Source organism: Pedomonas mirosovicensis (assembly GCF_022569295.1).
Taxonomy (GTDB): domain Bacteria; phylum Pseudomonadota; class Alphaproteobacteria; order Sphingomonadales; family Sphingomonadaceae; genus Pedomonas; species Pedomonas mirosovicensis.
This window is the reverse complement of the sequence record NZ_JAKFIA010000002.1, coordinates 804,689-829,108: the sequence shown is the minus strand read 5'-3', so window position 1 is coordinate 829,108 and position 24,420 is coordinate 804,689. Positions and strand designations below refer to the sequence as shown.

Below are 24,420 nucleotides of genomic sequence, written 5' to 3'. Positions count from 1 at the left end.
TTACTTTAAGTAAACGTAAAATTTACCACAATACAAAGAGTTGTGGCTGGTTTCGCAAGTGTCGCCCTAACCGAAGCGGAAGCCGGAAATCGCCTTGCCGAGGATGCGGTCGTTGAACTCCCGCACGCCCGCGTCCTCCAGGCCCGCGCCGACCGCCACCATCAGCGGCAGCAGGTGCTCGGGCGTGGGGTGCGAGGCGAACCCGCCCGGAGCCTTCTCCCAGCCAAGGAGCCGGCGCCAGCGCGCGGCGGGGCCGCTTCTCGTCAGCGTCTCGTCCAGCCAGGCGTCGAACTGCTCGGAGGATTGGTTGTCCCGCCCGCTCATCAGGTTGGGCAGGTGGTGGTAGCTCATGCCCGAGCCGATGATGAGCACGCCTTCGTCCCGCAGGGGCGCGAGCGCCCGGCCGATGGCCAGGTGGTCCGCAGGGTCCAGATCCTTCTGGAGGGAGAGCTGGAGCACCGGCACGTCCGCCTTCGGGAACATCACCTTGAGCGGAATGAAGACGCCGTGGTCGAGCCCGCGTTCGCTCTCCGTGTCGGTGGGAATGCGGCTGCCTGCCAGCAGCTGCCGCACCCGGCTTGCCAGGTGCGGCGCGCCCGGCGCGGGGTAGGTGAGCTTATAGGTGTGCTCGGGAAAGCCGTAATAATCGTAAAGCAGCGTCGGGCGCGCGGCGACGTTCACCGTCGGCCGGTTGGTCAGCCAGTGGCCGGAGACGACGAGCAGCGCGCTTGGCCGTTGCGGCAGGGTATCGCCAAGGCCGCTTAAGTAGGCCTCCATGCTGTCCCAGGTATCGCGCGGCCAGCCCGGCGGCGGCTCCATGAAGAAGCAGGGGCCCCCGCCATGGGGGATGAAAAGGCTGGGCAAGCGCTTGAACTCAGACATAACGCACACTCCGGTGAGGCACGTCTCGGCGTACGCGAAAGACGTGCGCTTCAATCTGAGATAAGGCTCGCTTGTCCTTTTCGGAAGGGCTGGCGGCGACGAGACGGAATCCGCGTCTGCGAAACAGGTCTCGCCGCCGTGCCGTGTCGTCAGGGCGCCGGCGTGGAGGCCGGCTCGGCTCCGATCGCCCGGTACATGGCGATACGATTGTCGATGAACGCAAGGTCGGTGGCGATCACCGAGCGCCGCGCCGAGTAGAGCGTGCGCTGCGCGTCCAGCGTGGTGAGGAACGGATCGATGCCCGCCTTGTAGCGCTGTTCGGCCAGTTGATAGCTCTGCTCGCTGGCTCGCAGCAGGGCGCGCTGGGCCTCCTGCTGGCGCGTGATGGTGCCGGCGCGCGCCAGCGCATCGGCCACGTCGCGGAAGGCGGACTGGATCGCCCCCCTCATACTGGGCCACGTACATGTCCCGCTGGGCCTTGGAATAATCCAGGTTGGCCCAGTTGGGGCCGCCCAGCAGCGCCATGCTGGCCGCAGGGTTCGCCTGCCAGGTGAAGCTGTCGCCATCGAACAGGCTGTCCAGCGCCGCGCTGGCGAAGCCTGCCGCCGCCGTCAGGCTGATGCGCGGGAAGAAGGCCGCGCGCGCCGCGCCGATGTTGGCGTTGGCCGCCTTCAGCTGGTGCTCGGCCGCCAGCACGTCCGGCCGGTTCAGGAGCACGTCCGACGACAGGCCCGCCGGCACCGGGCTGATGCCCTCCGCCAGCTCGGCCAGGCTTTCGGGCAGCAGCGCCTCGTCCACGGGCGCGCCCACCAGCAGGTCGAGCGCGTTGCGGTCCTGTGCCACCTGGGTGAGGTAAACTTCCACGTCGGCGCGGGCCTGCTGCACCACGGTCTCGGCCTGGTGCACGTCCAGCTTGCCGGCAAGGCCGGCTTGGTTCAGATCCTGCGTCAGTCTGAGGGAGCGCTCGGCGCTCGCCGCCGTCTCCTGGGCCACCTTCAGCAGGTCCTGGTCCGCCGCAAGGGTCGCGTAGGCGCTGGCGGTCTCGGCGATGAGCGCGATGCGGGTGGAGCGCATGCCCTCTTCGGTCGCAAGGTAGCTCTCCAGCGCCGCCCGGCTCAGGTTCCGCACCCGGCCGAACAGGTCGATCTCGAACGCGCTCAGCCCCACGTTGGCGGTGTACCAGGTGTCGCGGCCGTTGCCGCCGCCGCCGCTGCCGAAGCTGGAGCCGGCGTTGCTGTCGCTCACCGTCACCCCGCCATTGGCGGCGATCGTCGGCAGGCGGGCGGAGCGCTGCACCCGATACTGCGCCCGCGCCGCTTCGACGTTGGCGAGCGAGGCGCGCAGGTCGCGGTTGTTGGCGAGCATCTGCCCGATAACGTTACGCAACTTTTCGTGGGTGATGAGCTGCTGCCACGACAGGCCGGGGGCGTCGACCGCCGCCTGCTCGGCATAGGCCGCGCCTTCCGGCCAGGTGGCCGGAACCGGGGCCTCGGGCCGCTGGTAATCGGGCGCGAGGCTGCACGCGCCCAGCATCATCGGCAGGAGAAGAAGATAACCGTGTCTCATGCCTGGGACTCCTGCGCGGCTTCGGGCGCGTCATCGCGCTTGCCGCTGAACAGCCGGGTAACGAGGACGAAGAACAGGGGCACGTAGAAGATGGCCAGCACCGTTGCCGTCAGCATGCCGCCGAGCACGGCGGTGCCGATGGCGATGCGGCTCTGCGCGCCCGCGCCGGTGGCGATGGCGAGCGGAATGACGCCCGCCATGAAGGCCAGCGAGGTCATCAGGATCGGGCGGAAGCGCAGGCGCGCCGCCTCGATCGCCGAGGCGACCGCCCCCTTGCCCTCGCGGTAGGCCATTTCCGCGAATTCCACAATGAGGATGGCGTTCTTCGCCGTGAGGCCCATGGTGGTCAGCAAGCCCACCTGGAAGTAGATGTTGTTCTCAAGGCCCCGCAGGGTGACGGCCAGCACCGCGCCGATGATGCCGAGCGGGATCACCAGCAGCACCGCCAGCGGTACGGACCAGCTCTCGTAGAGCGCGGCAAGGCAGAGGAACACCACCAGCAGCGAGACGCCGTAGAGCAGGGGCGCCTGACCGCCCGAGACCTGCTCCTGGTACGACAGGCCGCTCCAGGCGTAGCTGGTGCCGGGGGCGAGTTCGCGTTGCAGCGCGACCATCCGGGCCATGGCCTCGCCCGAGCTGACGCCCGGCGCCGCCTGTCCCTGGATTTCATAGGACGACTGGCCGTTGAAGCGAGAAACGTTGGTCGGGCCCTTCTGCCAGCTGGTGGTGGCGAAGGCCGAGAACGGCACCATCTCGCCGGTTCTGGCGGAGCGCACGTGCCAGTAGTCGAGGTCGCTCGGCAGGGCGCGGTAGGGCGCGTCCGCCTGCATGTAGACGCGCTTCACCCGGCCCCGGTCCACGAAGTCGTTGATGTAGTTGCTGCCCCAGGCGGAGGAGAGGGTGCTGTTTACGTCGGCCTGGGAGAGGCCCAGCACCGCCAGCTTTTCCTCGTCGATATCGATGTGCAGCTGCGGCGTGTCTTCCAGCGTCGAGGCGCGCACGGCCGAGAGCCTGGGGTCCTGGTTGGCGGCCTCGATCAGCTTGTCGCGCAGCTCCTTGAACCGCTCGCGGCTGAGGCCGCCGGTGTTGAGCAGCTGGAAGTTGAAGCCGTTGGACTGGCCAAGGCCCATGATCGCCGGCGGCGTCATGGAGAAGATCTTGGCGTCGCGGATGGCCGACAGGCTCATCATCGCCCGCATGGCGACGGCCGCGGCGCTGTTTTCCTGGCCCTCGCGCTGCTCCCAGTCCGACAGGTTGATGAAGCCCATGCCCGCGTTCTGCCCCTGGCCGGAGAAGCTGAAGCCGGTCACCGTGAAGAAGGTGTCGATGTTGCCCTTCTCGTTGTTGAGGAAGTAGTCGGTCACCCGCTGTTCCACCTTGTTGGTGCGGGTCTTGGTCGCGCCCGGCGGCAGGGTGTACTGCACCATCACCTGGCCCTGGTCCTCGACGGGCAGGAAGCTCGTCGGCAGGCGCACGAAGAACACCCACAACAGCACGAGCGTCAGCCCGTAGCCGGCGAGGTAGAGCACGCGGCGGTTCAGCACCTGGCGAACGCCGCCAAGGTATTTGCCGGTGATGCGCTCGAACCAGCGGTTGAAGCGCGCGCCGAAGCTGCGCTCGTCCGCGTTGTGCTTCTTGGGCTTGAGCAAGGTGGCGCACAGGGCCGGCGAGAAGATCAGCGCCACGATCACCGACAGCACCATCGAGGAGACGATGGTGATGGAGAACTGGCGGTAGATGACGCCGGTCGAGCCGCCGAAGAAGGCCATGGGCAGGAGCACGGCCGACAGGACGAGGCCGATGCCGACGAGCGCGCCGCCGATCTCGCCCATCGACTTGATGGTGGCCTCGCGCGGGGAGAGGCCCTCTTCCTCCATGATGCGCTCCACGTTCTCGACGACGACGATCGCATCGTCGACGAGAAGACCAATGGAGAGCACCATGCCGAAGAGGGTCAGGGTGTTGATGGAATAGCCGAACAGCGCCAGCACGCCGAAGGTGCCGAGCAGGACCACCGGCACGGCCAGCGCCGGGACCAGCGTTGCCCTGAAGTTCTGGAGGAACACGAACATGACGATGACCACCAGCACCACGGCCTCGATCAGCGTCTTGACCACTTCCTCCACCGACAGCTTGATGAACGGCGTCGTGTCGCGCGGGAAGGAGATGGCGTAGCCGTCCGGCAGGTTGGTGGAGAGTTCGGCAACCTTGGCCTTTACCAGCTCGGCGGTTTTCAGCGCGTCCGCGCCGGGGGCCAGCTGGAGCGCCATGCCCGAGGCCGGGTAGCCGTTCATGCGGGCCGCAACGCCATAGCTTTCGTTGCCCAGCTCCACCCGCGCCACGTCGGACAGGTGGACGATGGAGCCATCGGGCTGGGTCTTGACCACGATGTTGCGGAACTGGTCCACGTTCTGGAACCGCGCCTTGGCGGTCACGGTGGCGTTCAGCTGCTGGCCGGCGGGGAAGGGCTCTTCGCCGATCTGGCCGGCGGAGATTTCCACGTTCTGCGCCTGGATGGCGGCGCGCACGTCGGACGGCATCAGCTTCAGTGCCGCCAGCTTGTGCGGGTCGAGCCAGATCCGCATGGCATATTGCGAGCCGAACACCCGCGACGAGCCCACGCCCTGCACGCGCGCCAGCGGGTCCTGGAAGTTGTTGACCAGGAAGTCGGCGATATCCGCCTGGGTGGAGCGGCGGGTCTTGTCGTAGATGGCCACCACCATCAGGAAGTCTTCCTGCGACTTGGTGACGACCACGCCCTGTTGCTGCACGGCGCTCGGCAGGCGGCTGATGGCCTGCTGCACCTTGTTCTGCACCTGCACCTGGGCGGTGTCCGGGTCGGTGCCCTTCTCGAAGGTCACCGTGATCTGCGCCTGGCCCCGGTTGCTGGAGGAGGAGGAGAAATACATCAGCCCGTCGATGCCGGTGAGCTGCTGCTCCAGCACCTGGGTGACGCTGGTCTCCACCGTCTCGGCGGAGGCGCCGGGGTAGGTGGCGCTGATATTGACCGAAGGCGGCGCGATGCTGGGATACTGGGCGATCGGCAGGGTGAGGATCGAGCCCAGGCCCGCCAGCATGATGCCGATGGCGATGACCCAGGCGAAGATCGGCCGGTTGATGAAGAATTTGCTGAGCATGAAACGCGCCTTACTTCTCGCCTTCGATCAGAACCGGCTTCACCGGCTGGCCCGCGCGCACCTTGTCGGTGCCCTCGACGATCAGCCTGTCGCCGGCCTTGAGGCCCTTCGTCACCAGCCACTTGTCGCCGATGGCCTGGCCGGTCACGATATCCCGCCGCTCCACCTTGTTGTCGGCGGTCACGACGAGCGCGGTGGCGTTGCCCTTGGGATCTCGGGTCACGCCCTGCTGCGGGGCCAGCACCGCGCCCGGCACCACCGCCTGCGGCGCGATCACGCGCACGAACATGCCGGGCAGCAGCAGGCCGTCCGGGTTGGGGAAGCGGGCGCGAATGGTCACGGTGCCGCTGTCCGGGTCCACGATGGTCTCGGCGAACTCCGCCTTGCCCTTCAGCGGATAATCCGTGCCGTCCTCCAGCTTGAGCTGCAAGATAGCGCTGGCCGGCAGCACGTCGCCCTTGGCGAGCGAGCGACGCAGGTCTAGCAGCTTGGCGCTGGACTGGGTGATGTCCACGTAAATCGGGTCGAGCTGCTGCACGATGGCCAGCGGGTCGGCCTGGCTCGCCGTCACCAGCGCGCCGGCCGTCACCGCCGAGCGGCCGATGCGCCCGCTGATGGGCGCGGCCACCTTGGTATAGGCCAGGTTGATGCGGGCGGTCTCAAGCTGGGCCTCGGCCTGTTTCACCGCGGCCTCGGCCTGGCGGGCGGCGGCCAGCGCGTCGTCGATGTCCTGCCGGCTCACCGCCTCGCTGTCCTTCAGCGTCTCGTAGCGGGCGGCCCGCGCCTTGGCGGCGGCCAGGTTCGCCTTGGCGCTCACCAGCTGCGCCTGCGCCTCGTTGACGGCGGCCTCGTAGATCGCCGGGTCGATCTGGTAGAGCGGCTGGCCCGCCTTCACCATGCCGCCTTCCTCGAACAGGCGCTTCTGGATGATCCCGGTCACCTGTGGGCGCACTTCGGCCACCAGAAAGGCGTTGGTGCGGCCCGGCAGCTCGGTCGAGACGGTCACGTTGCCGGTTTCAACGGTGACATACCCCACCTCCACCGTGCTCGGCGGCGGCGCGCTTTGTTCGTTGCAGCCGGCCACCAGGGCCGTGAGCGCTAGCGGCGCGAGCGTTACAATTCGCCAGGTCGAGACGGTAGGCATGGGACTTTTCTCTTCACTTCAATCGAGGCGGCGGAAACGGAAGGGAGCCGGGCCGAGCCGTGGCGGCATTCGGGGCCAACCGCGCGGGTTTGGGATCTGGGGGTCAGGCGTCGTGGCTGCGAAGGTGCGGGGGGAATGCCGGGTGCGGCCGAAACCAGGCCTTCAAGGTCAGCGGACGCGCAGGCAGCAGGGACGCTTCTGCGCCAGCGCTTGGTGCTGGAGGCGCGACCGGAAAACAACGCATGACAGAATCCCCGTAGGTGAAACTCGTTTGCAAAGACATACTGGCGGAGGCACGCCGATCCTTCGGCGCTGCGACCAGGTTTCGCCTGGGCGGGGTTTCGAGTATTTCTTTTGATAACAACAGGGCTTGTGTGTTTTGAACGGTATCGTTGTGTATCAAAGCGTATCAACCTGGCGGCGCTTTGCGGATTTTCGGGCCCACAGGGTTTAGGGTGCCAGCATGGTGACAGGTCAGCAGCCGCAAGAGCGTATTCTGGTTGTCGAGGACGATGAGGACATCCGCGATCTGATTGCCGGCCAGCTCCGCATGGAGCACTACGTCGTCTCCACCGCCTCGGGCCTTGGCGAGATGCGGTCCGTGCTGGGGGCGGAGGCGATCGACCTCGTCATCCTCGATCTCAACCTGCCGGATGGCGACGGGCTCAGCCTGTGCCGCGAATTGCGGGCCGAGGGCGTGGAGACCGCCATCATCATGGTGACGGCGCGCGGCAGCGCCGTTGACCGGGTGCTGGGTCTGGAGCTGGGGGCGGACGACTACCTCACCAAGCCGTTCGAGCCGCGCGAGCTGATGGCGCGGGTCCGCAATCTCCTGCGCCGCACGCGGGGCGGCGGGGGAAGCCCGCCGGCGCGCCAGGCCCGCTATGCCGTGTTCGGCCCGTGGAAGCTGGATCTGCTCCAGCGCCGGCTGGTCGCGCCCGATGGCCAGCTCGTCATGCTCTCCTCGGCGGAGTTCCGCCTGCTCAGCCGCTTCGTGCAGGAGCCCAACACCGTGCTCTCGCGCGAGGCCCTGCTGCCCGAGCGGCGCGCGACCGTCGCCTTTGATCGCTCCATCGATCTTCAGATCAGCCGCCTGCGCCAGAAGTTGGCCTCGGTGAAAGGCGGGGAGGGGCTCATCCTCACCGTCCGCAGCGAAGGCTACGTCCTTGCCTGCATCGTGCGCTACGAATGAAGCAGGCGGCATGAGGCAGGCGGTGTTCAGGCGCGTACATAGCTTCCTCGCCACCATGGCGGGCCACATCATCGTGCTTCTGACGGTGGGCATGTCGCTTGCCGCCATGCTGTCGCTGTTCGTGGCCGAGCAGGCCCGCCACCGGGATTTCGAGCGGATACGCGCCGAGCGCGTGGCGGCGAGCGCCGTTGATATCGCCGGGCGCCTCCAGCACAATCCGGAGGAGACGCAGGCCATGCTCCTCTCCTACCGGATCATGGGCGCGTCCGCCGCGCCGGCCGGCATCGCCATCACCATGCCCGACAAGGGGCTGGAGCGGCTGCTGGCCGAACGGCTGGGGTCCCGCGCCCAGCCGGAGGCGGGGCAGGTGCCCTCCGGTCTGTGCTTTGCCGAATGGACCGCGCGCCTTGCCGGGCGGGCGGCGGGCATTGTCGACCCGCCTCTGCCCGATTGCTGGATCGTCCGTTTCACCGACGTGCGCGGGGGAGCGCCGGGCCCTTGCCATTCACATGCCGGGCCTGTCGTTGCCGCCCAGCTCGCTGCTGAGCCCGCTCTACCTTCTGCTCGTCATCGCCTCGGCAACGCTGCTCTCCATCCTCGTCGCCCGCTTCGCCGCCCAGCCGCTGCGGCGGCTGGAGCGCGCGGCCAAGGCGTTCTCGGTCTCGCTCGATCCCGAGCCGATCCCCGAAACCGGGCCGGAGGAGGTGCGCGCGGCGCTTGCGACGTTCAATCTCATGCAGCGCCGGGTGCGCGATGGCTTTCGCGAGCGCACTCAGCTGCTCGCCGCCATCAGCCACGATCTGCAAACCCCCATCACCCGCCTGCGCCTGCGGCTGGAGCAGGTGGCGGACGAGGACCTGCGCGCCAAGCTGGTGCAGGATCTGGCCGCCATGCACACGCTGGTGCGCGAGGGGCTGGACCTGGCCAGCAGTTCGGATTCCGGCGAGGAGTGGTCGATGGTCGATATCGACAGCCTCCTCACCAGCCTGGCCGAGGACGCGGAGGAGTTCGGCAACGACGTGCGCTTCGTCGCCGGGTGCGGCGGCGTTGTCCGCATCAAGCCCAACGCGCTCACCCGCTGCCTCTCCAACCTTATCGACAATGCGGTCAAGTACGCGGGCAGCGCCGAGATCGGCTGCCGGAAGGAGGGCGGCCACCTCCTCATCAGCGTGCGCGACTACGGCCCCGGCATCGCGCCGGAGCTGCTGGAGAAGATCTTCGAGCCCTTCACCCGTGGCGATCCCGGCCAGCCGGGCGGGCGCAGCGGCACCGGCATCGGCCTCACCATCGCCCGTTCCCAGGCCATGACCTTCGGTGCGACGGTGCGCCTCGGCAATGCCCCCGGCGGCGGGCTGCTGGCCGTGGTTGACGTGCCGCTGTAGGCGACCGCTGTAGCCGACAAGGCCGCGCACGCTGGCGAGGAGCGCACGGACGCACAGCGCGGCCAGCCATGCCATGATGGCCTGCCCGCCCGTCGTCTCCAGCCCCGCTGCCTTTGCCTTCGTCGCCACGGTCCGCTTCCTCCCTCTGGTCGTTCAAAACCAATCGCAATAGGAAAACCATTTTATCGTCCCATTGTCAATAGGCAAAAAACGATCACTGCGGCTTGCCCGTTGTGGGGAACCAGCCGCCGCCCAGCGCGCGATAGAGGTCGATCACGTTGTTGAGCTGGCGCTCGCGCAAGGTGATGACCTCCAGTTCGGTGGAGTAGAGGTTGCGCTGGGCGTCCAGCTCCTCGAGGTAGGAGGCATAGCCCGCCTGGTAGCGGTCGCGGGCCAGCATCAGGGCGCGCTCGAGCGTCGCGCGGCGTCTCATGGCATGCTCCACCTGCTCGCCGTAGCGCACGATGCCGGTCAGCGCATCCTCCACCTCGCCGAAGGCGGTCAGCACCGCGCCGCGGTAGGCGAAGGCGGCCTGGTCCCGCTGGGCCGTCGCCGCCTCCACCTGCGCTTCCAGCCGGCCGCCGGAGAAGAGGGGGGCAAGGATGCTCGCCCCGAGGCTCCAGATGCTCAAGGGATCGTAGTCCAGCGAATTGGTGAGCAGCTGGCCGGCGGCGGCTGAAAGCTGCACACGGGGCAGGAACTCGGCCCGCCGCGCCGCCAGCTGGGCGTCAAGCGCGGCCAGCGTCAGCTCGGCCGCCGCCAGGTCCGGCCTGCGCCGCAGGAGCGCCGAGGGCAGGGTGCCCGGCACGCTCGGCGTCTGGAGTTGGTCGATGACGTTGCGCCCGTCGATCGGCCCCGGCATCCGCCCGGTCAACAGCCTGAGGGCGTTCTCCTGAAGGCGCACCGCCCGCTCCAGCTCGGGAATGGCCTGGAGCACGGCGTCATACTCCGCCTGCGCCTGCGCCAGCTCCAGCTGCGAGGTGTAGCCCAGCCGGGCGCGGTCGGAGGCCACGCGCAGCGCCTCCGCGCGGGACTGGGCGGTCTCCTGCGTCACGAACAGCTGGGCATCGAGCGACAAGAGGGTCACATAGCCTTGCGCCGTTGCCGCCGCCACCGCCAGCCGCACCGCGTCCCGGTCGGCCCGGCTGGCTTCAAGGCCGAGGCGAGCAGCCTCGCGCAGGGTGCGGATGCGCCCGAACAGGTCCGCCTCCCACGCCACCTGCAACTGGGGCTGGATTTGCGTGCCGGTGGTGGGGCCTGTCACCTGCAAGGTGCGGCCGCGCTGCGCGCTCAGCACCGCATTCAGCTGGGGCAGGGCGGCCGAGCGGGCGAGGCGGATCTGAGCCCGCGCCTCCTCGACGCGGGCAAGCGCCGCCGCGACGTCTGTGTTGTTGGCCAGCGCCGCTTCTACCAGCGCCGCCAGCGCCGGGTCGCCGAAGGCGCGCCACCAGTTGGTCTCCACCTGCCCAAGGGCATTGGTGGGCTCGCGCCAGCCTGTGGGCGCCGTCACCCGCGCCTGCGGCGGCACCGGCCGCTCGGGCGGAAGTCCGCACGCAGCCAGCAGCAGCGTCGCGGCGGCAACGGGCAGCCGGGGCATCATCGGGTCTGCCTCCGCCGCTCGGCCCCGTCTTCGGCATTGCCGCTGGTGTCCACCCGCGTCACCACCGACATGCCGGGCCGCAGCCGGGCGGCCAGCGGCTGGCCGGGGTCGATGCGGATTCGCACCGGAATGCGCTGCACCACCTTGGTGAAGTTGCCGCTGGCGTTATCGGGGCGGATGACGCTGAACTCCGAGCCCGTGGCCGGGGCGAACCGCTGCACCCGCCCGGTCAGCCGGGCGTGGTCGAGCGCATCCACCGTGAACCAGGCCTTCTGGCCCACCCGCATGTTGGCGGTCTGGGTTTCCTTGTAGTTGGCCACCACCCACAAATCCGGCGGCACCAGGAACATCAGTTGGGTGCCGGCCGCCACATACTGGCCCAGCCGCACCGAGGCCTCGCTGATCTGGCCATCGCGCGGGGCAGTGATTACCGTATTGGCCAGGTCGATGCGCGCAAGGTTCAGCTGGGCTCCTGCCTGCGCCACCTGGGCTTCCAGCCGCTTCTGGGCAACGCGGGAGGCGATGAGGGTCTCCTCGGCGATGTCGATGGCCGCGCGGGCCTTCTGTACGTTGGCCGCCGCCGCCTTTGCCCCGGCGCGCACCTGGTCCCGTTCCCGCAACGCGACCGAGCCCCGCGCCGCCAGTTCCTCCACGCGCCGCTCGTCCGCCTGCGCCCGCTCCAGCTCCGCCTCCGCCGCCATCAGGTCGGCCTGGCGCGCGCCCAGCGTCGCCTCGTTCTGGGCGATGGTCTGGGTGGCGTTGGCCAGCTCGGCCCTGGCGGCGGCCAGCTGGGCCTCGGCCTGCTCCACCCGCGCCCGGTAGATGCGATCATCGATCCGCACCAAGGGCTGGCCCTTCCTCACGTGTTGGAAGTCCTGCACCGCAACGTCGGCGATATAGCCGTTCACCTGCGGGGCCAGCACGGTGATCTGCCCGCGCACATAGCTGTTCTCGGTCGTCACCATGCTGGTCTCGAACGGCCACAGCTTCCACGCCCACAACACCATCAAAATGCCGGCGAGCGCCACCACCGCCATGATGAGTACGGTCTGCCGGCTGGGGCGCAGGATCTTGGGCGTCTCCTCGCCGGCCTCAGCCGTCTGGGCCTCCTGCGGGCTCGCCGCGTCGGTGTCGTCGTCATTCCACTCCGGCGGCCTGGGCGTCTCGGATGGGTCTGGAGCGTCTCGCTCGGTCATCTCGGGTTCCCTTGTAGAGCCGGTCCCTGGCCGGGTCCGGCGCTTGCCTGGGCCTCCGCCCTGGCGCGCCGCGCCCGGCCGACCACGAAAATCAGGGACCAGGCCAGGTAGGCCATGGCCATTGCCCCGGTCAGAAGGAAAACGTCGTTGTAGGCAAGGACGTTGGCCTCGCGCGTTGCGATTTGCCCCAGCTGCGCGGTGCCCTGCGCCTGGCGCCGCACCGGGTCGGTCATCACCCGGCCGTAGATCTGCCCCTGCAATTGCAGCCGCCCGGCCACCACCGGGTTGGTGGGGTTGATGTCCGCCGTGATCTCGCTGGAATACTCATGCTCGCGGAACTGCTGGAAGGTGTTCAGCAAGGCCGGCCCCGCCAGGCCGCCCAGGTTCTGGGTGATGGAGAACAGCACCACGAAGGTGACGATGTAGTTGGGGCCTTGCTGCAGGGCCCGGTTGAAGCCGGCCAGCAGCATCGGGCCGAAGAATAGCCCGCCCGCGATCGCCATCAGAAACTGGCTGAAGAAGAACTGCTGGGGCCGGTCCAGGCTGGTGGCGGTCGCATCGATGAAGCTGGCAATGCAAATGAGCGCGACGGAGACGAGAATCTGCGGGACGATCGCCTCGCGGCTGAAGGTCGTCGCGCTCGTAACCAGTCCGACGAGGATGCCGGCGAGGATGACTGCATAGAGCGATTGCAGCTGGTCCGGTCCCATGCCGAGGGTTCGCAGCATGCCGACCGCGCCGAAGGTCTGCTCGGCCAGCAGAAAGCGGATGGTGAGCGCGCCGAGGGTAAATCGCGCCATGGGCAGGGTGCCGAGCCATCGGGTTTGGATCAGCGGGTTGCGGCGGTGATGCTCGATCAGGAAGGCCGCGCTCAGGAGCACGATCGCGGCGATGATGGCCCAGGCCATCCACGGCTGGTCGCTCCACCACTCGACCCGCCCCTGCGCCAGCACGGCGCCGATGAGGGCAAGGGCCGGGGCCGCCAGCAGGAAGGTGAGGAAATCGAGCGGCTCGAACACCTGGATCCGCATGCCCCTTGGCAGCTTCAGCACCACCACTGCGGCCAGCGACAGGAACGCCAGCCCGCTTTCGAACACGTAAAGCGCGTTCCATTCCCCAAGGTCCAGCAGCGCGGGCGAGAGCACCCACGCCAGCGGCGTTGCCAGCTGTGAAATGCCGAAACCGACGACGATGGCCCGCCCTATGTCCTTCTTCTTGAAGGCCTGGATGGCATAGAGCAGCCCCAGCGATGTCATGGGCGCGCCCGCAAGGCCGCTGGCCGCGCGCACGAACAGCGCCATGGGATAATCCCGCACCACCACATGCAGCAGCGTCAATATGGCGTAGAGGGTAAGGCCGATCTCCGCGAACAGGCGGATGCCGAACTGCTGGCGGAATTTGAACACCAGCAGGTTGGCCGAAACCGTGACCATGATGTAGGCCGCCGGCAACCATGCGCCCTCCACCGGGGTCAGCCCCAGCTCGCCCTGGATGGTCGGCAGGTTGGCGGTCACCAGGGCATTGCCGAGGCCGCCCGTGATGCCAACCAGCACCGCCGTGCAGATGTAGGCGGCCCGAACCCTGGGGCTATGCTCCAGCTTGGCCGGCGAGCCCGGAATGACCGGCCGTTCCTCCGGCGTCCACTTCGGCAGGGGCTCCAGCAGTTTGTAGGGAGGTTCCGCCAACGCCGCCTCCTCCCGGCGATACCTGACACTTCGGCAACCAGCAGCGTGGCCAAAGGTTGCAGGTCCGCCGCGCAGGAGGCGATGTCGGCGCGAAATGCGGGGCGTGCCGGGGCCTTAGTCGAGGCCCGGCTTCTCCGGATCGACGGAGAACCGCGCAAGGGTGGAAAGGGTTCCGCCCAGGGTCGAGACCTTGTCGACCACCCGCACGTCGGTGTGCCATTCCTTTGGCGTAACGTTCAACACCTGATAGCCCCGCTGGCCGTTGAACAGCTTGCAGTGCGGGTTGTTGGCGGGCACGTCCCGCCAGCTGGCGGGCAGCGCTTCCCCGTCACCGTCCGAGCTAATGGAGGTGGCGACGAACTCTGTCGCGATGGCGGGGCCGGTCAGGTCCTCGTCGCGTAACGGCAGGTTGCCGGCGTGGTGCTTGTGCACGTCGCCCGTGGCGATCACCACGTTGGTGAGCCTGCGCTCCTCGATCTGCTGCACGAGGCGGCGGCGGGCCTCAGGGTAGCCGCTCCAGGAATCGTTATTGACCGGGCCCGCCTTGCGGGAGGCCGGGTAGGCCATCGGCATCACCATCACCTGCTGGGCGAGCAGGTTCCAGCGGCTGCCGCCCGTCAACCCTTCGCCCAGCCAGCGCTCCTGGCGCTCGCCCAGCATGGTCTCCACCGGGTCCGCGTCACGGCGGCACGGCTTGGTCTCGTTTGCGCTGCAGCGCTGGTCGGTGCGGTATTGCCGGGTATCGAGAATGTGCACGCGCAGGAGGCTGCCGTAATCCAGCCGGCGGAACATGGTCAGCTGGCCGTTGGCCGGCAGCTGCGCGCGGCGCACCGGCATGTTCTCATACCATGCCTGCATGGCAGCAAGGCGGCGCAGCAGGAAAAATTCCGGCGGCGTGCCATCCTGGTCGTGGGTCGATGCCCAGTTGTTGTCCACCTCATGGTCGTCGTAGGACGCCAGGAACGCCGCTGCGGCATGGGCCGCCTGCAAATCCGGATCGGTCTTGTACTGGGCGTAGCGGCGGCGGTAGTCATCGAGGCTGTAAATCTCGTCGCCCGCATGGGCGCGCACGCGCCCCTTCTTGCCGGGGTTGCCGGAGCCTTCGTAGATATAGTCGCCGTAGTGAAAAATAGCGTCCAGCTCCGGCTCCTTGGCCAGATACTGGTAGGCGGTGTAAAATCCGCTCTCGTAATGCTGGCAGCCCGCCACGCCGAGGCGCACCCGGTCAACCATCGCGCCTTGCGCCGGGGCGGTTTTTACCGTGCCGACCGGGCTTACCTCGCCGCCTGCCGAGAAGCGATACCAGTAGCGCCGGCCCGGTTGCAGCCCGCTTGCCTCCACATGCACCGAATGGCCCAGCTCCGGCCGGGCCTCCGCCGTGCCGGTTGCAACGATGCGGCGGAAACCCTCGTCCTCTGCGATTTCATAGCCCACCGGCACGATCGCCATGGGCATGCCGCCATGCTCCTCAAGCGGCTTTGGGGCGAGGCGGGTCCACAGCACGAAGCCGCCCGGCCAGGGATCGCCCGAGGCGATGCCAAGGGTGAAGGGATAGGCTCCCAGCGATTTCGCCCACGTCATGTGGGGCGCAAGGCCGGAGAAAATCGCCAGGCTGCCTGCGGTCTTGAGGAGCGAGCGACGGTCAAGCTTCATGGTGGCGCATCCTTGAAAGCGAAAAACGCAACGGCGAAAAAGGGGAAGGGCGAGGGGCATTTTCGCCGCCTCGCCCGTCCCCGCATTTTTAGAGGGGCTTGTAGATCAGGTTGATGAAGAAGGACCGGCCGGTCTTGATCGCCGCGCGGCGGATCGACAGGTCCTCCGTGTAGCCCAGGTACATTTTTTCATCCAAAATGTTGTTGGCCTGAAGCTTGACGATCCAGTCCTCGCCCACGCCGAGGCGGACGGAGGCATCCAGCCGCCCACGGCCCTGCGGGCCCCGGTTCAGCCACGGGCTTGCACCCACGCCGTCGATGTAGTCGCTCTGGTAATTGTAGGCGACGCGCACCTCGCCCTTGTTGGGCAGCTGGTAGAACACCGCCGCGTTGCCCATCCACTCGCGCTGGAACATCATGCGGTTGAGGTGCTGCTCGATGTCGCCGGACTGGAAGTCCATGTCGCCCCAGGTGCGGGTGACATTGAACGACACGCCCAACCGGTCCTTCAGGAAGCCCGGCAGGCCGGGGATGCGGTTGTTGACGTATTGGAACTCAAGGCCGCGCATTTTCGAGGTGTTGGCGTTCATCGGCGTGCTGACGGTCCAGCTCACGCCGTCGATCAGCTGCTCGGTCTTCAAGTCGTAAATGTCGTCCTTGATGAACTTGGCGAACGCGCCGAAGCTGACGAAGCCCTGACCCTGGTTGAAATAATATTCCAGGTTGGCATCGAGGTTGTCGGAGACGCGCGGCTTCAGGTCCGGGTTGCCCCGGCTGATGGAGAAGCTGTCCTCGTTCACGGTTTCCGGCTGGGCGATGTCCTGCGGGGCCGCGCGGCCAACCGTGCGGCTGTAGGAGGCCTTAAGGCGCAGGTCGTCGCGGAACGCGTGGATGACGTGCAGCGAGGGCAGGAAGTGCTTGTAGTCGCCGTCGTAGTCCTTGAACGTCGTCTGGTAGACGCCGCCCACGGCGTAGGGCACCGCCGCGTTGTAGTCCGCCGCATCGAAGCGCACGCCGGCGATCACGCGGGTGGTGTCGGTGGCGTAGGACGCCGAGGCGTAGGCGTAGGCGATGGTCTCGCCGTAGGAGTAATCACCGCTGATGCCGTTGTTGGCTGAGGCGGTTTCGTTGACGGCGAGGCCCGGTTTTACGGTGTTGGCGAAGGCCTCCTGGTCGATCCACAAAACCGGCGCGTTGAACATCCACGGCGTGTAGTTCGGGTTGTAGGCGATATCGCCGAGCACCGATTTATCGGAGACGTAGTTGAGGTAGCTCTTGTCCCGGTTCATCGACATGTCGCGCACGCCGCCGCCGAGCTTGTAGCCGAAGCCCGTGCTGTCCACGTCCAGGTTGTGGGTGTAGTCCAGCTTGATTTCCCAGGTCTCGGCCCGGGCCCGGTTCCACATGTCGCGGGCGGAGAGCAGGGTATAGCTGCCGGCGTCCGTCAGATATTCCGGGTGGTTGAGCGTGAAGGTGTCGGTGCCGCCGCTGGCGTCGTAATTGACCAGCAGGTCCCCCGGCTTGGCCTGGTAGATCGCCTCGTTGAAGTCGTCGTTGAAGTAGGACTTCACATAGCCCGCGCGGAACTGGATGTTCGAGACCGGGTCAAAGTCGTGGCAGGTCTTGAAAATCGCGCCGCGATTTTCGGTCTCCCAGCGGTCGTACTGATATTCGGTGCGGATATCGGGCACCTCGAGCGTGCCGCCCGTATCCGTCTGGTTGGTGATGTTGCGGAAGGCGCGCAGCGTCGCCGCGTTCATGGTCTGGTGCTCGATCTGCTTGTAGTCGAACACCATCAGCGAGGCGTACCAGTCGATCGACGGGCGATATTCCAGCATCGCCGAGCCGCCGAAATTCCGCACCAGGTTGGTATAGTCGTAGCTCACGAACGCCTGCGGCGCCGGGTAGAGGCCGTTCCAGTCCGGGCTGTCCGGCGAGGTGCTCTCGCCGTCGGCCGTGTAGTAGGTGCGCCCGTTCGGATTGAACTTGGTCTCGTCGTAGGATTTTTGCTGGAACGTGCCGCTCAGCACGATGCCGAACTGATCGTCCGCGCCGAAGGTCTTGGTCCACAGGCCCTTGATGCCGCCGCTCCACGGCGAGCCGGTGTATTTGCGGCTGTTGCCGCCCGGCACGTCGTCATAGTCCCGGTAATTGGCGAAGGCGTCGACGAAGAATTTCCCGTCACGGCTGTCAAAGGCGCTGTGCGGCACGATATTGATGATGCCGCCGACAGCGCCCGATTCCTGGTCCGCCGTGAAGGTCTTGTAGATTTCCGTCTTGCGCGCGGCCTGGGCAGGGATCAGCGCCAGGTCGACGCGGCGTTCCGCATTGCCGCCGTTGGAAAGCGAGGCCATGCTGATGCCGTCGATCGATACGTGGTTGAGGTCCGGCGTGATGCCGCGCACCGCCACGTAGGTGCTTTCGGTTTCGGCGTAGAGCACCTGCATGGTGGACACGCCGACGACGCGGGTCAGCGCTTCGGAAAGGGATTGGTCGGCAAGGTCGCCCGTGTCGTCCTGCGCCAGGGTGTCGACCACCACCAGCGAGTTGCGGCGGGTGGCGATTTCCTCGGCATTTTTATAGGCGCTGCCGGTGACGGTAATCTGGTCAAGCGCTGCGGTCTCGGCAGTGTCCGCCTCGGCGGCGAAGGCGGGCGCGGCCTGAAGCAGCCCAGCCACCAGGGCGATGGCGGAAGCCGCGCGCCCATAAAGCAGGCGCGCGCGGTCAGCACGGTCAATCATGATACATCCTTGATTGTCGGTAAGGGAATTTTCGGATTTTTGCGATGCGGCCGATGCGGCATCGCGGCGAATTTCTGCGCGGCGAATTTCTGCGCGGTAAATTTCTGAGCGGTTGGATGCGCTGCTCCCACCCTCGGCGGGGCCGATCCGGGCGGGGGATTTTTTCTCGGCTCGCCAGGAGCCATCATCCGAAAAATACATTTTGCAACGCCACCACTACGCTTCGTGTTGGCGTGCTCATGTTCGACGACTGTTACAGTTTAATGATTCTCATCCTGAAACGATGGCAGCCACGCGCGTGCCGGCATGAGCGTGATAAAAATACAATGAAGGATTTATGACGAAGGCGGGGTGGATGAGGGGAGGAAGGATCGGTGTTCGCCGCCCTGGCTGAATGGACGGTATCGGGCCACGGCGACTCATCACCGGTAGCAACGGTTCGTTTCCCTCGGCGGCTTTGCCGTGGCGGCCAGGGCGGCGTCTGCCCGCCGCAGGCCTTGGCAGGGCCGCCCTTCGTGATCGTTGCTCCTCTGCAAGCAATCTCGGGAAGATTTCTGGCGTTGTTGTGATACTGTCCGCCCGCGTCCGGCCCTGGTGGGCTTAAAACAATCGATTGATCGATTCAGTCGATATTTAAGTCCAGTTATATCAATTTTGACATTGAGAGCCGGGCTGCTACATCACAATCCGTTCAACCAACCAAACACAAAGGGAGCTTCCATGGCGCTCATCAACACCGAGATTAAGCCGTTCAACGCCCAGGGCTATCGCGACGGCAAGTTCGTCACCGTGACGGACGCCGACGTGAAGGGCAAGTGGGCCGTGTTCTTCTTCTATCCGGCTGACTTCACCTTCGTGTGCCCGACCGAGCTGGAAGACCTGGCCGACAACTACGAGACCTTCCAGAAGCTGGGCGTGGAGATTTTCGCTGTTTCCACCGACACCCACTTCTCGCACAAGGCCTGGCACGACACCTCGCCGGCGATCGGCAAGATCAAGTTTACCATGCTGGGCGACCAGTCCGGCACCATCACCAACAACTTCGAGGTGATGCGTCCGGGCCAGGGCCTGGCTGACCGCGCCACCTTCCTCGTCGATCCGGACGGCATCATCCAGTTCATGGAGATCACCGCCGAGGGCATCGGCCGTAACGCTGCCGAGCTGATCCGCAAGATCAAGGCTGCTCAGTACGTCCGTTCGCACCCGGGTGAAGTCTGCCCGGCCAAGTGGGAAGAAGGCGAGAAGACCCTTGCTCCCTCTCTCGACCTCGTCGGCAAGATCTAAGCCGCAAGGTTGATGCTTGTCCCGGCACCGGACCGGCTCCGGTGCCGGGGCGTTTCTCCCCCGTGTAGTTTAGACGTTGGAACCCGATCATGTTGGATGCGAAGCTCCAGGAACAACTGAAGGCCTACCTTGCGAATATCACGGCGCCCGTAGAGCTGGTCGCGTCACTTGACGATGGGGCCAAGTCTCAGGAAATGCAGCAGCTGCTGGAGACCATTGCCGGTCTCAGCGATAAAATCAGTTTCGTGCGCGCCGATGATGACGCGCGCAAGCCCTCCTTCCTCATTCGCCGTGCGGGCACGGACATCGGCGTGCGCTTCGCCGGCATTCCGCTCGGCCACGAGTTCACCTCGCTGGTGCTGGCCCTGCTGCAGGTCGGCGGCCACCCGCCCAAGGTAAGCGAGGATGTGATCGACCAGGTGAAGGCGCTCGACGGCGATTTCGTCTTCGAGACCTTCTTCTCGCTCTCGTGCCAGAACTGCCCGGATGTGGTGCAGGCGCTCAACCTGATGAGCGTGCTCAATCCCCGCATCCGTCACGTCGCCATCGACGGCGCGCTGTTCCGCGAGGAAGTGGAGGCCCGCAAGGTAATGGCGGTGCCCACCATCTTCCTGAACGGTCAGGAATTCGGCCAGGGTCGCATGGATATCGAGCAGATCCTCGCCAAGCTGGACACCGGCGCGATTGCCCGCGCCGCCGAGAAGATCAAGGCCAAGGAGGCCTTCGATGTTCTGGTGGTCGGTGGCGGCCCGGCCGGCGCGGCTGCGGCCATCTATGCCGCCCGCAAGGGCATCCGCACCGGCGTCGTGGCCGAGCGCTTCGGCGGCCAGGTGCTCGACACCATGGCGATCGAGAATTTCATCTCGGTGCCCTACACCGAAGGTCCCAAGCTCGGCACGGCGCTGGAGCAGCACGTGAAGGAGTATGACGTTGATGTCATGAACCTGCAGCGCGCCACCAAGCTCATTCCGGCTTCCGAGCCCGGCGGTCTTGCCGAGGTGCAGCTGGAGAGCGGCGCGAGCGTGAAGGCCAAGACGGTCATTCTCTCCACCGGCGCGCGCTGGCGGCAGATGAACGTGCCCGGCGAGGATGAATACCGCAACAAGGGCGTGGCCTACTGCCCGCACTGCGACGGCCCGCTGTTCAAGGGCAAGCGCGTTGCGGTCATCGGCGGCGGCAACTCGGGCGTCGAGGCGGCGATTGACCTTGCCGGCATCACGGCCCACGTGACGCTGATCGAGTTCGACAGCAAGCTGCGCGCCGACGAGGTGCTGCAGCGCAAGCTGCGGAGCCTGCCCAATGTCACCATCATCACCTCGGCGCTGACCACCGAAGTGCTCGGCAACGGCGAGAAGGTGGTGGGCCTGACCTACAAGGACCGCAACAGCGACACCGAGCACAGGCTGGAGCTGGAGGGCATCTTCGTCCAGATCGGCCTGGTGCCCAATACCGAGTGGCTGACCGATACCATCGCGCTGACCCCGCGCGGCGAAATCGAGATCGACCATCGCGGCCAGACCTCGGTGGCAGGCGTGTTCGCGGCGGGCGACGCGACGACCGTGCCCTACAAGCAAATCGTCGTCGCCATGGGCCAGGGCGCGACCGCGGGCCTGTCGGCCTTCGATTACCTGATCCGTCTGGCGCCTGCCGATAAGAAGGTGCAGGCGGCCTGAGGCAAGGCTGAGCCTTCGGGCAAAGAACGGTTTCTCCCTGCCGCCCCGTTCCCGGTCTCTCAAGGCCGGGGCGGGGCGGTTCCGTTTTCGGCCTTACCCTTCCTCGCCGACTTTCGGCGGCAGCGGGAACAGGGTGGCGAACCGCTCCGCGAGCGCGCGGTCGCCCGTCACCTTAAGCGCGCCGCCGGCCTCCATGCCGGCGAGCGGCAGGCCGCCATAGATTGCCGCCACCAGGGCCGAAACCGGCCCCTCAAACACCACGTCCGCGCCCTCCGGCTCGCCGCGCGCTACCTCCAGCCGCCCGCTCTCCAGGCGGCCGACATAGCTTTGCGCGCCGAAGCGGAAGCCGATGACGCCCTTAAGGCCCTCGGCCCGGCACGGGTCGAGCATGGTCCGCAGCGAGAGCAGGAAGCCGGTCTCGGTCAACGGCAGGCTCGGGTCGTGGTGCGGCGAGCGCGCCGCCCACCGCCCCAGCACCTGGAGAATCGGCTCGGCCTCGTAGCCCCATGGCGTCAGTTCATACACCTGCACCGAGGCGGGCGGCGGCAGCTTGCGCCGCAAAGAATGCCCACGGCCTCCAGTTCCTCCAGCCGCTGGGTGAGCACATTGGCGCTGATGCCCGGCAGGTCGCCGCGCAAGTCGCTGAATCGCTTGGGGCCCAGCATCAGCTCGCGCACCACCAGCAGGGCCCAGCGGTCGCCCACCAGCTCCAGGCCGTGCGCGGCGCCGCAGGCGTCGTCATAGCGGCGGCGCGGGCCTGAAGCTTTTTTGGTTGTTTTTTCTAACTTCATACTTTTCATTCATAACTCATTCTGGTACACCCGGCAAGCAATGAGAGGAGGGGGGAACCCCAATGCAACGCATGATCTTCGTAAACCTGCCTGTCCGCGATCTGGCTCGGGCGACCAGCTTTTATCAATCCATGGGTTTTACCAAGAACGACCAATTCTCCAATGACGATGCCGCATGCATGGCCCTGTCTGAGACCATCATCGTCATGCTGCATACCCCGGAGCATTTCATGCGCTTCAGCCCCAAGCCGATCGCTGATTCCTCCAAGGTCTGCGAGGTGCTGCTGTGCGTGTCGGAGGAAAGCCGCGCAGCGGTCGATGGCTTTGTGGACAAGGCGATTTCGGCCGGTGGCGTGGTCGATCCGTGTCCGCGTCAGGATTACGGCTTCATGTACGGCCGCAGCTTCGAGGACCCGGATGGCCATATCTGGGAAGTGATGTGGATGGACCCGGCCGCCGTCGAGCGCGGCTGCGCGGAAAATGCCGCCATGGCCGAGGCTGAAACCGCCTGAACCTGCCCTTTCCCAACCTGCTTTCCTGAGCCGGGCGATCGCCATGCCGTTTGGTGGCGTCGCTCCGCCGGAAGCGAGGAGAAAACACCATGACGAGCATTTCCACCTGCCTCTGGTTCGACGGCAAGGCGGAGGAGGCAGCGCGCTTCTATGTCTCCGTGCTGCCCAATTCCCGCATCGATGCCGTGCTGCCCTATACGGTCGAGACGCCGGGCGGCAAGCCCGGCGACGTCATGGTGGTGGAGTTCACCGTGGCGGGCCAGTCCTGTATCGCGCTCAACGGCGGGCCCTACCAGACCTTCACGCCCGCCATGTCCCTGTTCATCACGGTGGACAGCCAGGAGGAGATCGACCAGCTGTGGGAGGCGCTGACCGAAGGCGGCGCGCCCGTCCAGTGCGGCTGGCTGACCGACCGCTACGGCGTCTCCTGGCAGATCGCACCCCGGCAGTTGATGGAGATGCTGCGCGATCCGGACACTGACCGGGTCGTCCGCGTTACCCAGGCGATGCTCGGCATGGTCAAGCTCGACCTGCCCACACTGATCGCCGCCTATGAGGGCAAGGGGCCGGTCGCAGGCTGACCGGGGCGCGGCTCAGCGGGCGGCTGTGCCGCCCGCCTCGGCCATTACCAGCCCCATGTGGAGGCTTGCGCCCGCCACCACGCCATCGGCCGCCGCAACCGTGATGGCGGCGCGCGGGTTGGCGGCATCTCCGGCCGCATAGACGCCAGGGATGCTGGTCTGCTTGCTCTCATCCGTGCGGATGAGCGTGCCGACCGGCGTCTCGTCAAAGGCGCAGCCAAGCTGCTCGGCGAGCGGGCTCGTCATGCGGACCGGCGCGGCGACGAACAGGGCGCGGATGGGCGCCAGCCGGCCGTCGGTCAGGCGGATGCCGCTCAGTTGCGGCGCCTCGCCTTCAAGGCCCGCCACCGGTGTTTCCTCGATCAAAACCCCGCGATTGGCGAGCATGGCCCGGCTTGCAGCATCCGGCGTGATCTCGCCATTGGTAAAAAGGGTAACATCGCCCCAGTCGGCAACGAGTGTGGCCTTGTGAACGGCCATGGCGTTCGTTGCCAGAACGCCGATGGGCCCGCCGCCAATCTCGTAGCCGTGGCAGTAAGGGCAGTGGAGAACGGTTGCGCCCCAGCGCTCGTGCAGCCCCGGCAGGTCGGGCAGATCGTCCGCAACTCCGGTGGCGAGCAGCAGGCGCTTGGCCGAAACCGCGCCGCCGTCCACCAGCCTTACCTCGAACCGGCCCTCCTCACCCGCGGCGGAGAGGGCTTCGCCCGTTTGCAACTCGCAGGTGGGGTAGGCGGCCAGCTGGGCTCGGGCGTCCCTCAGAATGTCCTGCCCAGGCCGGCCGTCCTGGCCGATGAGGCCATGGGAATGGCTGGCAAAGCGGTTGCGAGGACTGCCCGCATCGACCACCAGCACCCGGCGGCGTGCGCGGGCAAGCATGGTGGCGGCGGCAAGACCGGCAAAGCTGCCTCCAACGATCACAGCGTCATATGTCACGAGGTTACCCTTCCTTGGAGCAGTGCTTGCGGCGTTTGGCGATATCGGCAGCCAGCGCCGCCAGGGTGATTGTCTCGAAGCGGGACATCAGCAGGGCGCGGGCTTCTTCGAAGGCGTCTTCCATGGCCCCGTTGACGGCCTGCTCAACAATGCAGCCGGGGCTTTCGGTATGCGGGGCCATCTGAAACACCATCGGCTCGCCAAGGGCGGCATAGACGTCGCGCAGGGAAATGCGGCCGGGCTCCCGCCGCAGGCGCCAGCCGCCGCCGTGCCCTCGTTCGGAGGCAACAAGGCCCGCCTCGCGTAGGCCCGCCATGGTACGGCGGATGACCACCGGGTTGATTTGAAAGCAGGCGGCCAGTTCTTCCGAGGTCAGGGGTTCGGCTCGCTCCGTCATATGGAGGAGAGCGTGAAGGGCAACGGAGAGCTGGCTGTTCCTTTTCATGTAACTATTGATATTACGAAACTG

At 66.6% G+C, this 24,420-nt stretch carries 17 protein-coding genes and 2 pseudogenes; 6 read left to right on the top strand and 13 right to left on the bottom strand.

What is annotated here, in order from left to right:
* Positions 1-66: 66 nt before the first annotated feature.
* The 4 genes and pseudogenes from L0C21_RS16375 to L0C21_RS16360 form a co-directional block, all read right to left on the bottom strand.
* Positions 67-882, bottom strand: a complete 816-nt coding sequence (locus L0C21_RS16375) for a DODA-type extradiol aromatic ring-opening family dioxygenase (protein ID WP_259279467.1) — start codon at positions 880-882, stop codon at positions 67-69.
* Between the two features lie 149 nt (positions 883-1,031).
* A pseudogene (locus tag L0C21_RS16370) lies at positions 1,032-2,448 on the bottom strand (efflux transporter outer membrane subunit).
* Positions 2,445-5,585, bottom strand: coding sequence for an efflux RND transporter permease subunit (locus tag L0C21_RS16365; RefSeq protein ID WP_259279466.1), 3,141 nt, complete (start codon positions 5,583-5,585; stop codon positions 2,445-2,447). The pseudogene L0C21_RS16370 and the gene L0C21_RS16365 overlap by 4 nt, the downstream one beginning before the upstream one ends.
* Before the next feature lie 10 nt (positions 5,586-5,595).
* On the bottom strand, positions 5,596-6,729 hold the full coding sequence (locus tag L0C21_RS16360) for an efflux RND transporter periplasmic adaptor subunit (RefSeq protein ID WP_259279465.1): 1,134 nt from the start codon (positions 6,727-6,729) through the stop codon (positions 5,596-5,598).
* 463 nt (positions 6,730-7,192) lie between these two features.
* Between L0C21_RS16360 and L0C21_RS16355 the strand changes: the two genes are divergently transcribed.
* Positions 7,193-7,921 (top strand): response regulator transcription factor, encoded by a 729-nt coding sequence (locus L0C21_RS16355; RefSeq protein WP_259279464.1) that lies wholly within the window; start codon positions 7,193-7,195, stop codon positions 7,919-7,921.
* Between the two features lie 10 nt (positions 7,922-7,931).
* Positions 7,932-9,303, top strand: a pseudogene (locus L0C21_RS16350) (ATP-binding protein).
* Positions 9,304-9,517: 214 nt separating this feature from the next.
* On the opposite strand, the gene L0C21_RS16345 reads toward L0C21_RS16350, so the two are convergent.
* From L0C21_RS16345 to L0C21_RS16320, 5 genes are all read right to left on the bottom strand, one after another.
* Positions 9,518-10,903 (bottom strand): efflux transporter outer membrane subunit, encoded by a 1,386-nt coding sequence (locus tag L0C21_RS16345; protein WP_259279463.1) that lies wholly within the window; start codon positions 10,901-10,903, stop codon positions 9,518-9,520.
* Positions 10,900-12,099 (bottom strand): HlyD family secretion protein, encoded by a 1,200-nt coding sequence (locus L0C21_RS16775; protein ID WP_310593410.1) that lies wholly within the window; start codon positions 12,097-12,099, stop codon positions 10,900-10,902. Before L0C21_RS16775 ends, L0C21_RS16345 begins: the two co-directional genes overlap by 4 nt.
* Entirely contained in the window at positions 12,096-13,784 is a 1,689-nt protein-coding gene (locus tag L0C21_RS16330; RefSeq protein ID WP_259279462.1) for an MFS transporter, read from the bottom strand. The genes L0C21_RS16775 and L0C21_RS16330 overlap by 4 nt, the downstream gene beginning before the upstream one ends.
* 114 nt (positions 13,785-13,898) lie before the next feature.
* Entirely contained in the window at positions 13,899-15,437 is a 1,539-nt protein-coding gene (locus L0C21_RS16325; RefSeq protein WP_259279461.1) for an alkaline phosphatase D family protein, read from the bottom strand.
* Between the two features lie 88 nt (positions 15,438-15,525).
* Positions 15,526-18,177: a TonB-dependent receptor gene (locus L0C21_RS16320; RefSeq protein ID WP_259279460.1), complete on the bottom strand. Its 2,652-nt coding sequence runs from the start codon at positions 18,175-18,177 to the stop codon at positions 15,526-15,528.
* A gap of 720 nt (positions 18,178-18,897) precedes the next feature.
* On the opposite strand from L0C21_RS16320, the gene ahpC reads away from it, so the two are divergent.
* Both ahpC and ahpF read left to right on the top strand, forming a co-directional pair.
* Positions 18,898-19,461: an alkyl hydroperoxide reductase subunit C gene (gene ahpC / locus L0C21_RS16315; RefSeq protein WP_259279459.1), complete on the top strand. Its 564-nt coding sequence runs from the start codon at positions 18,898-18,900 to the stop codon at positions 19,459-19,461.
* Positions 19,462-19,550: 89 nt separating this feature from the next.
* On the top strand, positions 19,551-21,134 hold the full coding sequence (gene ahpF, locus L0C21_RS16310) for an alkyl hydroperoxide reductase subunit F (protein ID WP_259279458.1): 1,584 nt from the start codon (positions 19,551-19,553) through the stop codon (positions 21,132-21,134).
* Between the two features lie 93 nt (positions 21,135-21,227).
* Here the strand turns inward: ahpF and L0C21_RS16305 are convergent, their stop codons facing one another.
* A complete protein-coding gene (locus tag L0C21_RS16305; RefSeq protein WP_310593409.1) occupies positions 21,228-21,695 on the bottom strand; it encodes an alkyl sulfatase C-terminal domain-containing protein in 468 nt (155 codons plus the stop codon).
* Positions 21,647-21,934, bottom strand: a complete 288-nt coding sequence (locus tag L0C21_RS16770) for a winged helix-turn-helix transcriptional regulator (RefSeq protein WP_310593408.1) — start codon at positions 21,932-21,934, stop codon at positions 21,647-21,649. Before L0C21_RS16770 ends, L0C21_RS16305 begins: the two co-directional genes overlap by 49 nt.
* A 53-nt stretch (positions 21,935-21,987) precedes the next feature.
* Between L0C21_RS16770 and L0C21_RS16300 the strand changes: the two genes are divergently transcribed.
* Both L0C21_RS16300 and L0C21_RS16295 read left to right on the top strand, forming a co-directional pair.
* A complete protein-coding gene (locus L0C21_RS16300) occupies positions 21,988-22,437 on the top strand; it encodes a VOC family protein (RefSeq protein WP_259279457.1) in 450 nt (149 codons plus the stop codon).
* Positions 22,438-22,526: 89 nt separating this feature from the next.
* Positions 22,527-23,018, top strand: coding sequence for a VOC family protein (locus L0C21_RS16295; RefSeq protein ID WP_259279456.1), 492 nt, complete (start codon positions 22,527-22,529; stop codon positions 23,016-23,018).
* Positions 23,019-23,030: 12 nt separating this feature from the next.
* On the opposite strand, the gene L0C21_RS16290 is transcribed toward L0C21_RS16295, so the two are convergent.
* A complete protein-coding gene (locus L0C21_RS16290; RefSeq protein WP_259279455.1) occupies positions 23,031-23,951 on the bottom strand; it encodes an NAD(P)/FAD-dependent oxidoreductase in 921 nt (306 codons plus the stop codon).
* Between the two features lie 4 nt (positions 23,952-23,955).
* Positions 23,956-24,396: an Rrf2 family transcriptional regulator gene (locus tag L0C21_RS16285; protein WP_259279454.1), complete on the bottom strand. Its 441-nt coding sequence runs from the start codon at positions 24,394-24,396 to the stop codon at positions 23,956-23,958.
* Between the last annotated feature and the right edge of the window lie 24 nt (positions 24,397-24,420).

Excerpts from the sequence above, each read along its gene's own strand:
- L0C21_RS16375 (WP_259279467.1), bottom strand. The coding sequence starts at position 882 with ATGTCTGAGTTCAAGCGCTTGCCCAGCCTTTTCATCCCCCATGGCGGG.
- L0C21_RS16365 (WP_259279466.1), bottom strand. The coding sequence starts at position 5,585 with ATGCTCAGCAAATTCTTCATCAACCGGCCGATCTTCGCCTGGGTCATC.
- L0C21_RS16360 (WP_259279465.1), bottom strand. The coding sequence starts at position 6,729 with ATGCCTACCGTCTCGACCTGGCGAATTGTAACGCTCGCGCCGCTAGCG.
- L0C21_RS16355 (WP_259279464.1), top strand. The coding sequence starts at position 7,193 with ATGGTGACAGGTCAGCAGCCGCAAGAGCGTATTCTGGTTGTCGAGGAC.
- L0C21_RS16345 (WP_259279463.1), bottom strand. The coding sequence starts at position 10,903 with ATGATGCCCCGGCTGCCCGTTGCCGCCGCGACGCTGCTGCTGGCTGCG.
- L0C21_RS16775 (WP_310593410.1), bottom strand. The coding sequence starts at position 12,099 with ATGACCGAGCGAGACGCTCCAGACCCATCCGAGACGCCCAGGCCGCCG.
- L0C21_RS16325 (WP_259279461.1), bottom strand. The coding sequence starts at position 15,437 with ATGAAGCTTGACCGTCGCTCGCTCCTCAAGACCGCAGGCAGCCTGGCG.
- L0C21_RS16320 (WP_259279460.1), bottom strand. The coding sequence starts at position 18,177 with ATGATTGACCGTGCTGACCGCGCGCGCCTGCTTTATGGGCGCGCGGCT.
- ahpC (WP_259279459.1), top strand. The coding sequence starts at position 18,898 with ATGGCGCTCATCAACACCGAGATTAAGCCGTTCAACGCCCAGGGCTAT.
- ahpF (WP_259279458.1), top strand. The coding sequence starts at position 19,551 with ATGTTGGATGCGAAGCTCCAGGAACAACTGAAGGCCTACCTTGCGAAT.
- L0C21_RS16770 (WP_310593408.1), bottom strand. The coding sequence starts at position 21,934 with ATGAAAAGTATGAAGTTAGAAAAAACAACCAAAAAAGCTTCAGGCCCG.
- L0C21_RS16300 (WP_259279457.1), top strand. The coding sequence starts at position 21,988 with ATGCAACGCATGATCTTCGTAAACCTGCCTGTCCGCGATCTGGCTCGG.
- L0C21_RS16295 (WP_259279456.1), top strand. The coding sequence starts at position 22,527 with ATGACGAGCATTTCCACCTGCCTCTGGTTCGACGGCAAGGCGGAGGAG.
- L0C21_RS16285 (WP_259279454.1), bottom strand. The coding sequence starts at position 24,396 with ATGAAAAGGAACAGCCAGCTCTCCGTTGCCCTTCACGCTCTCCTCCAT.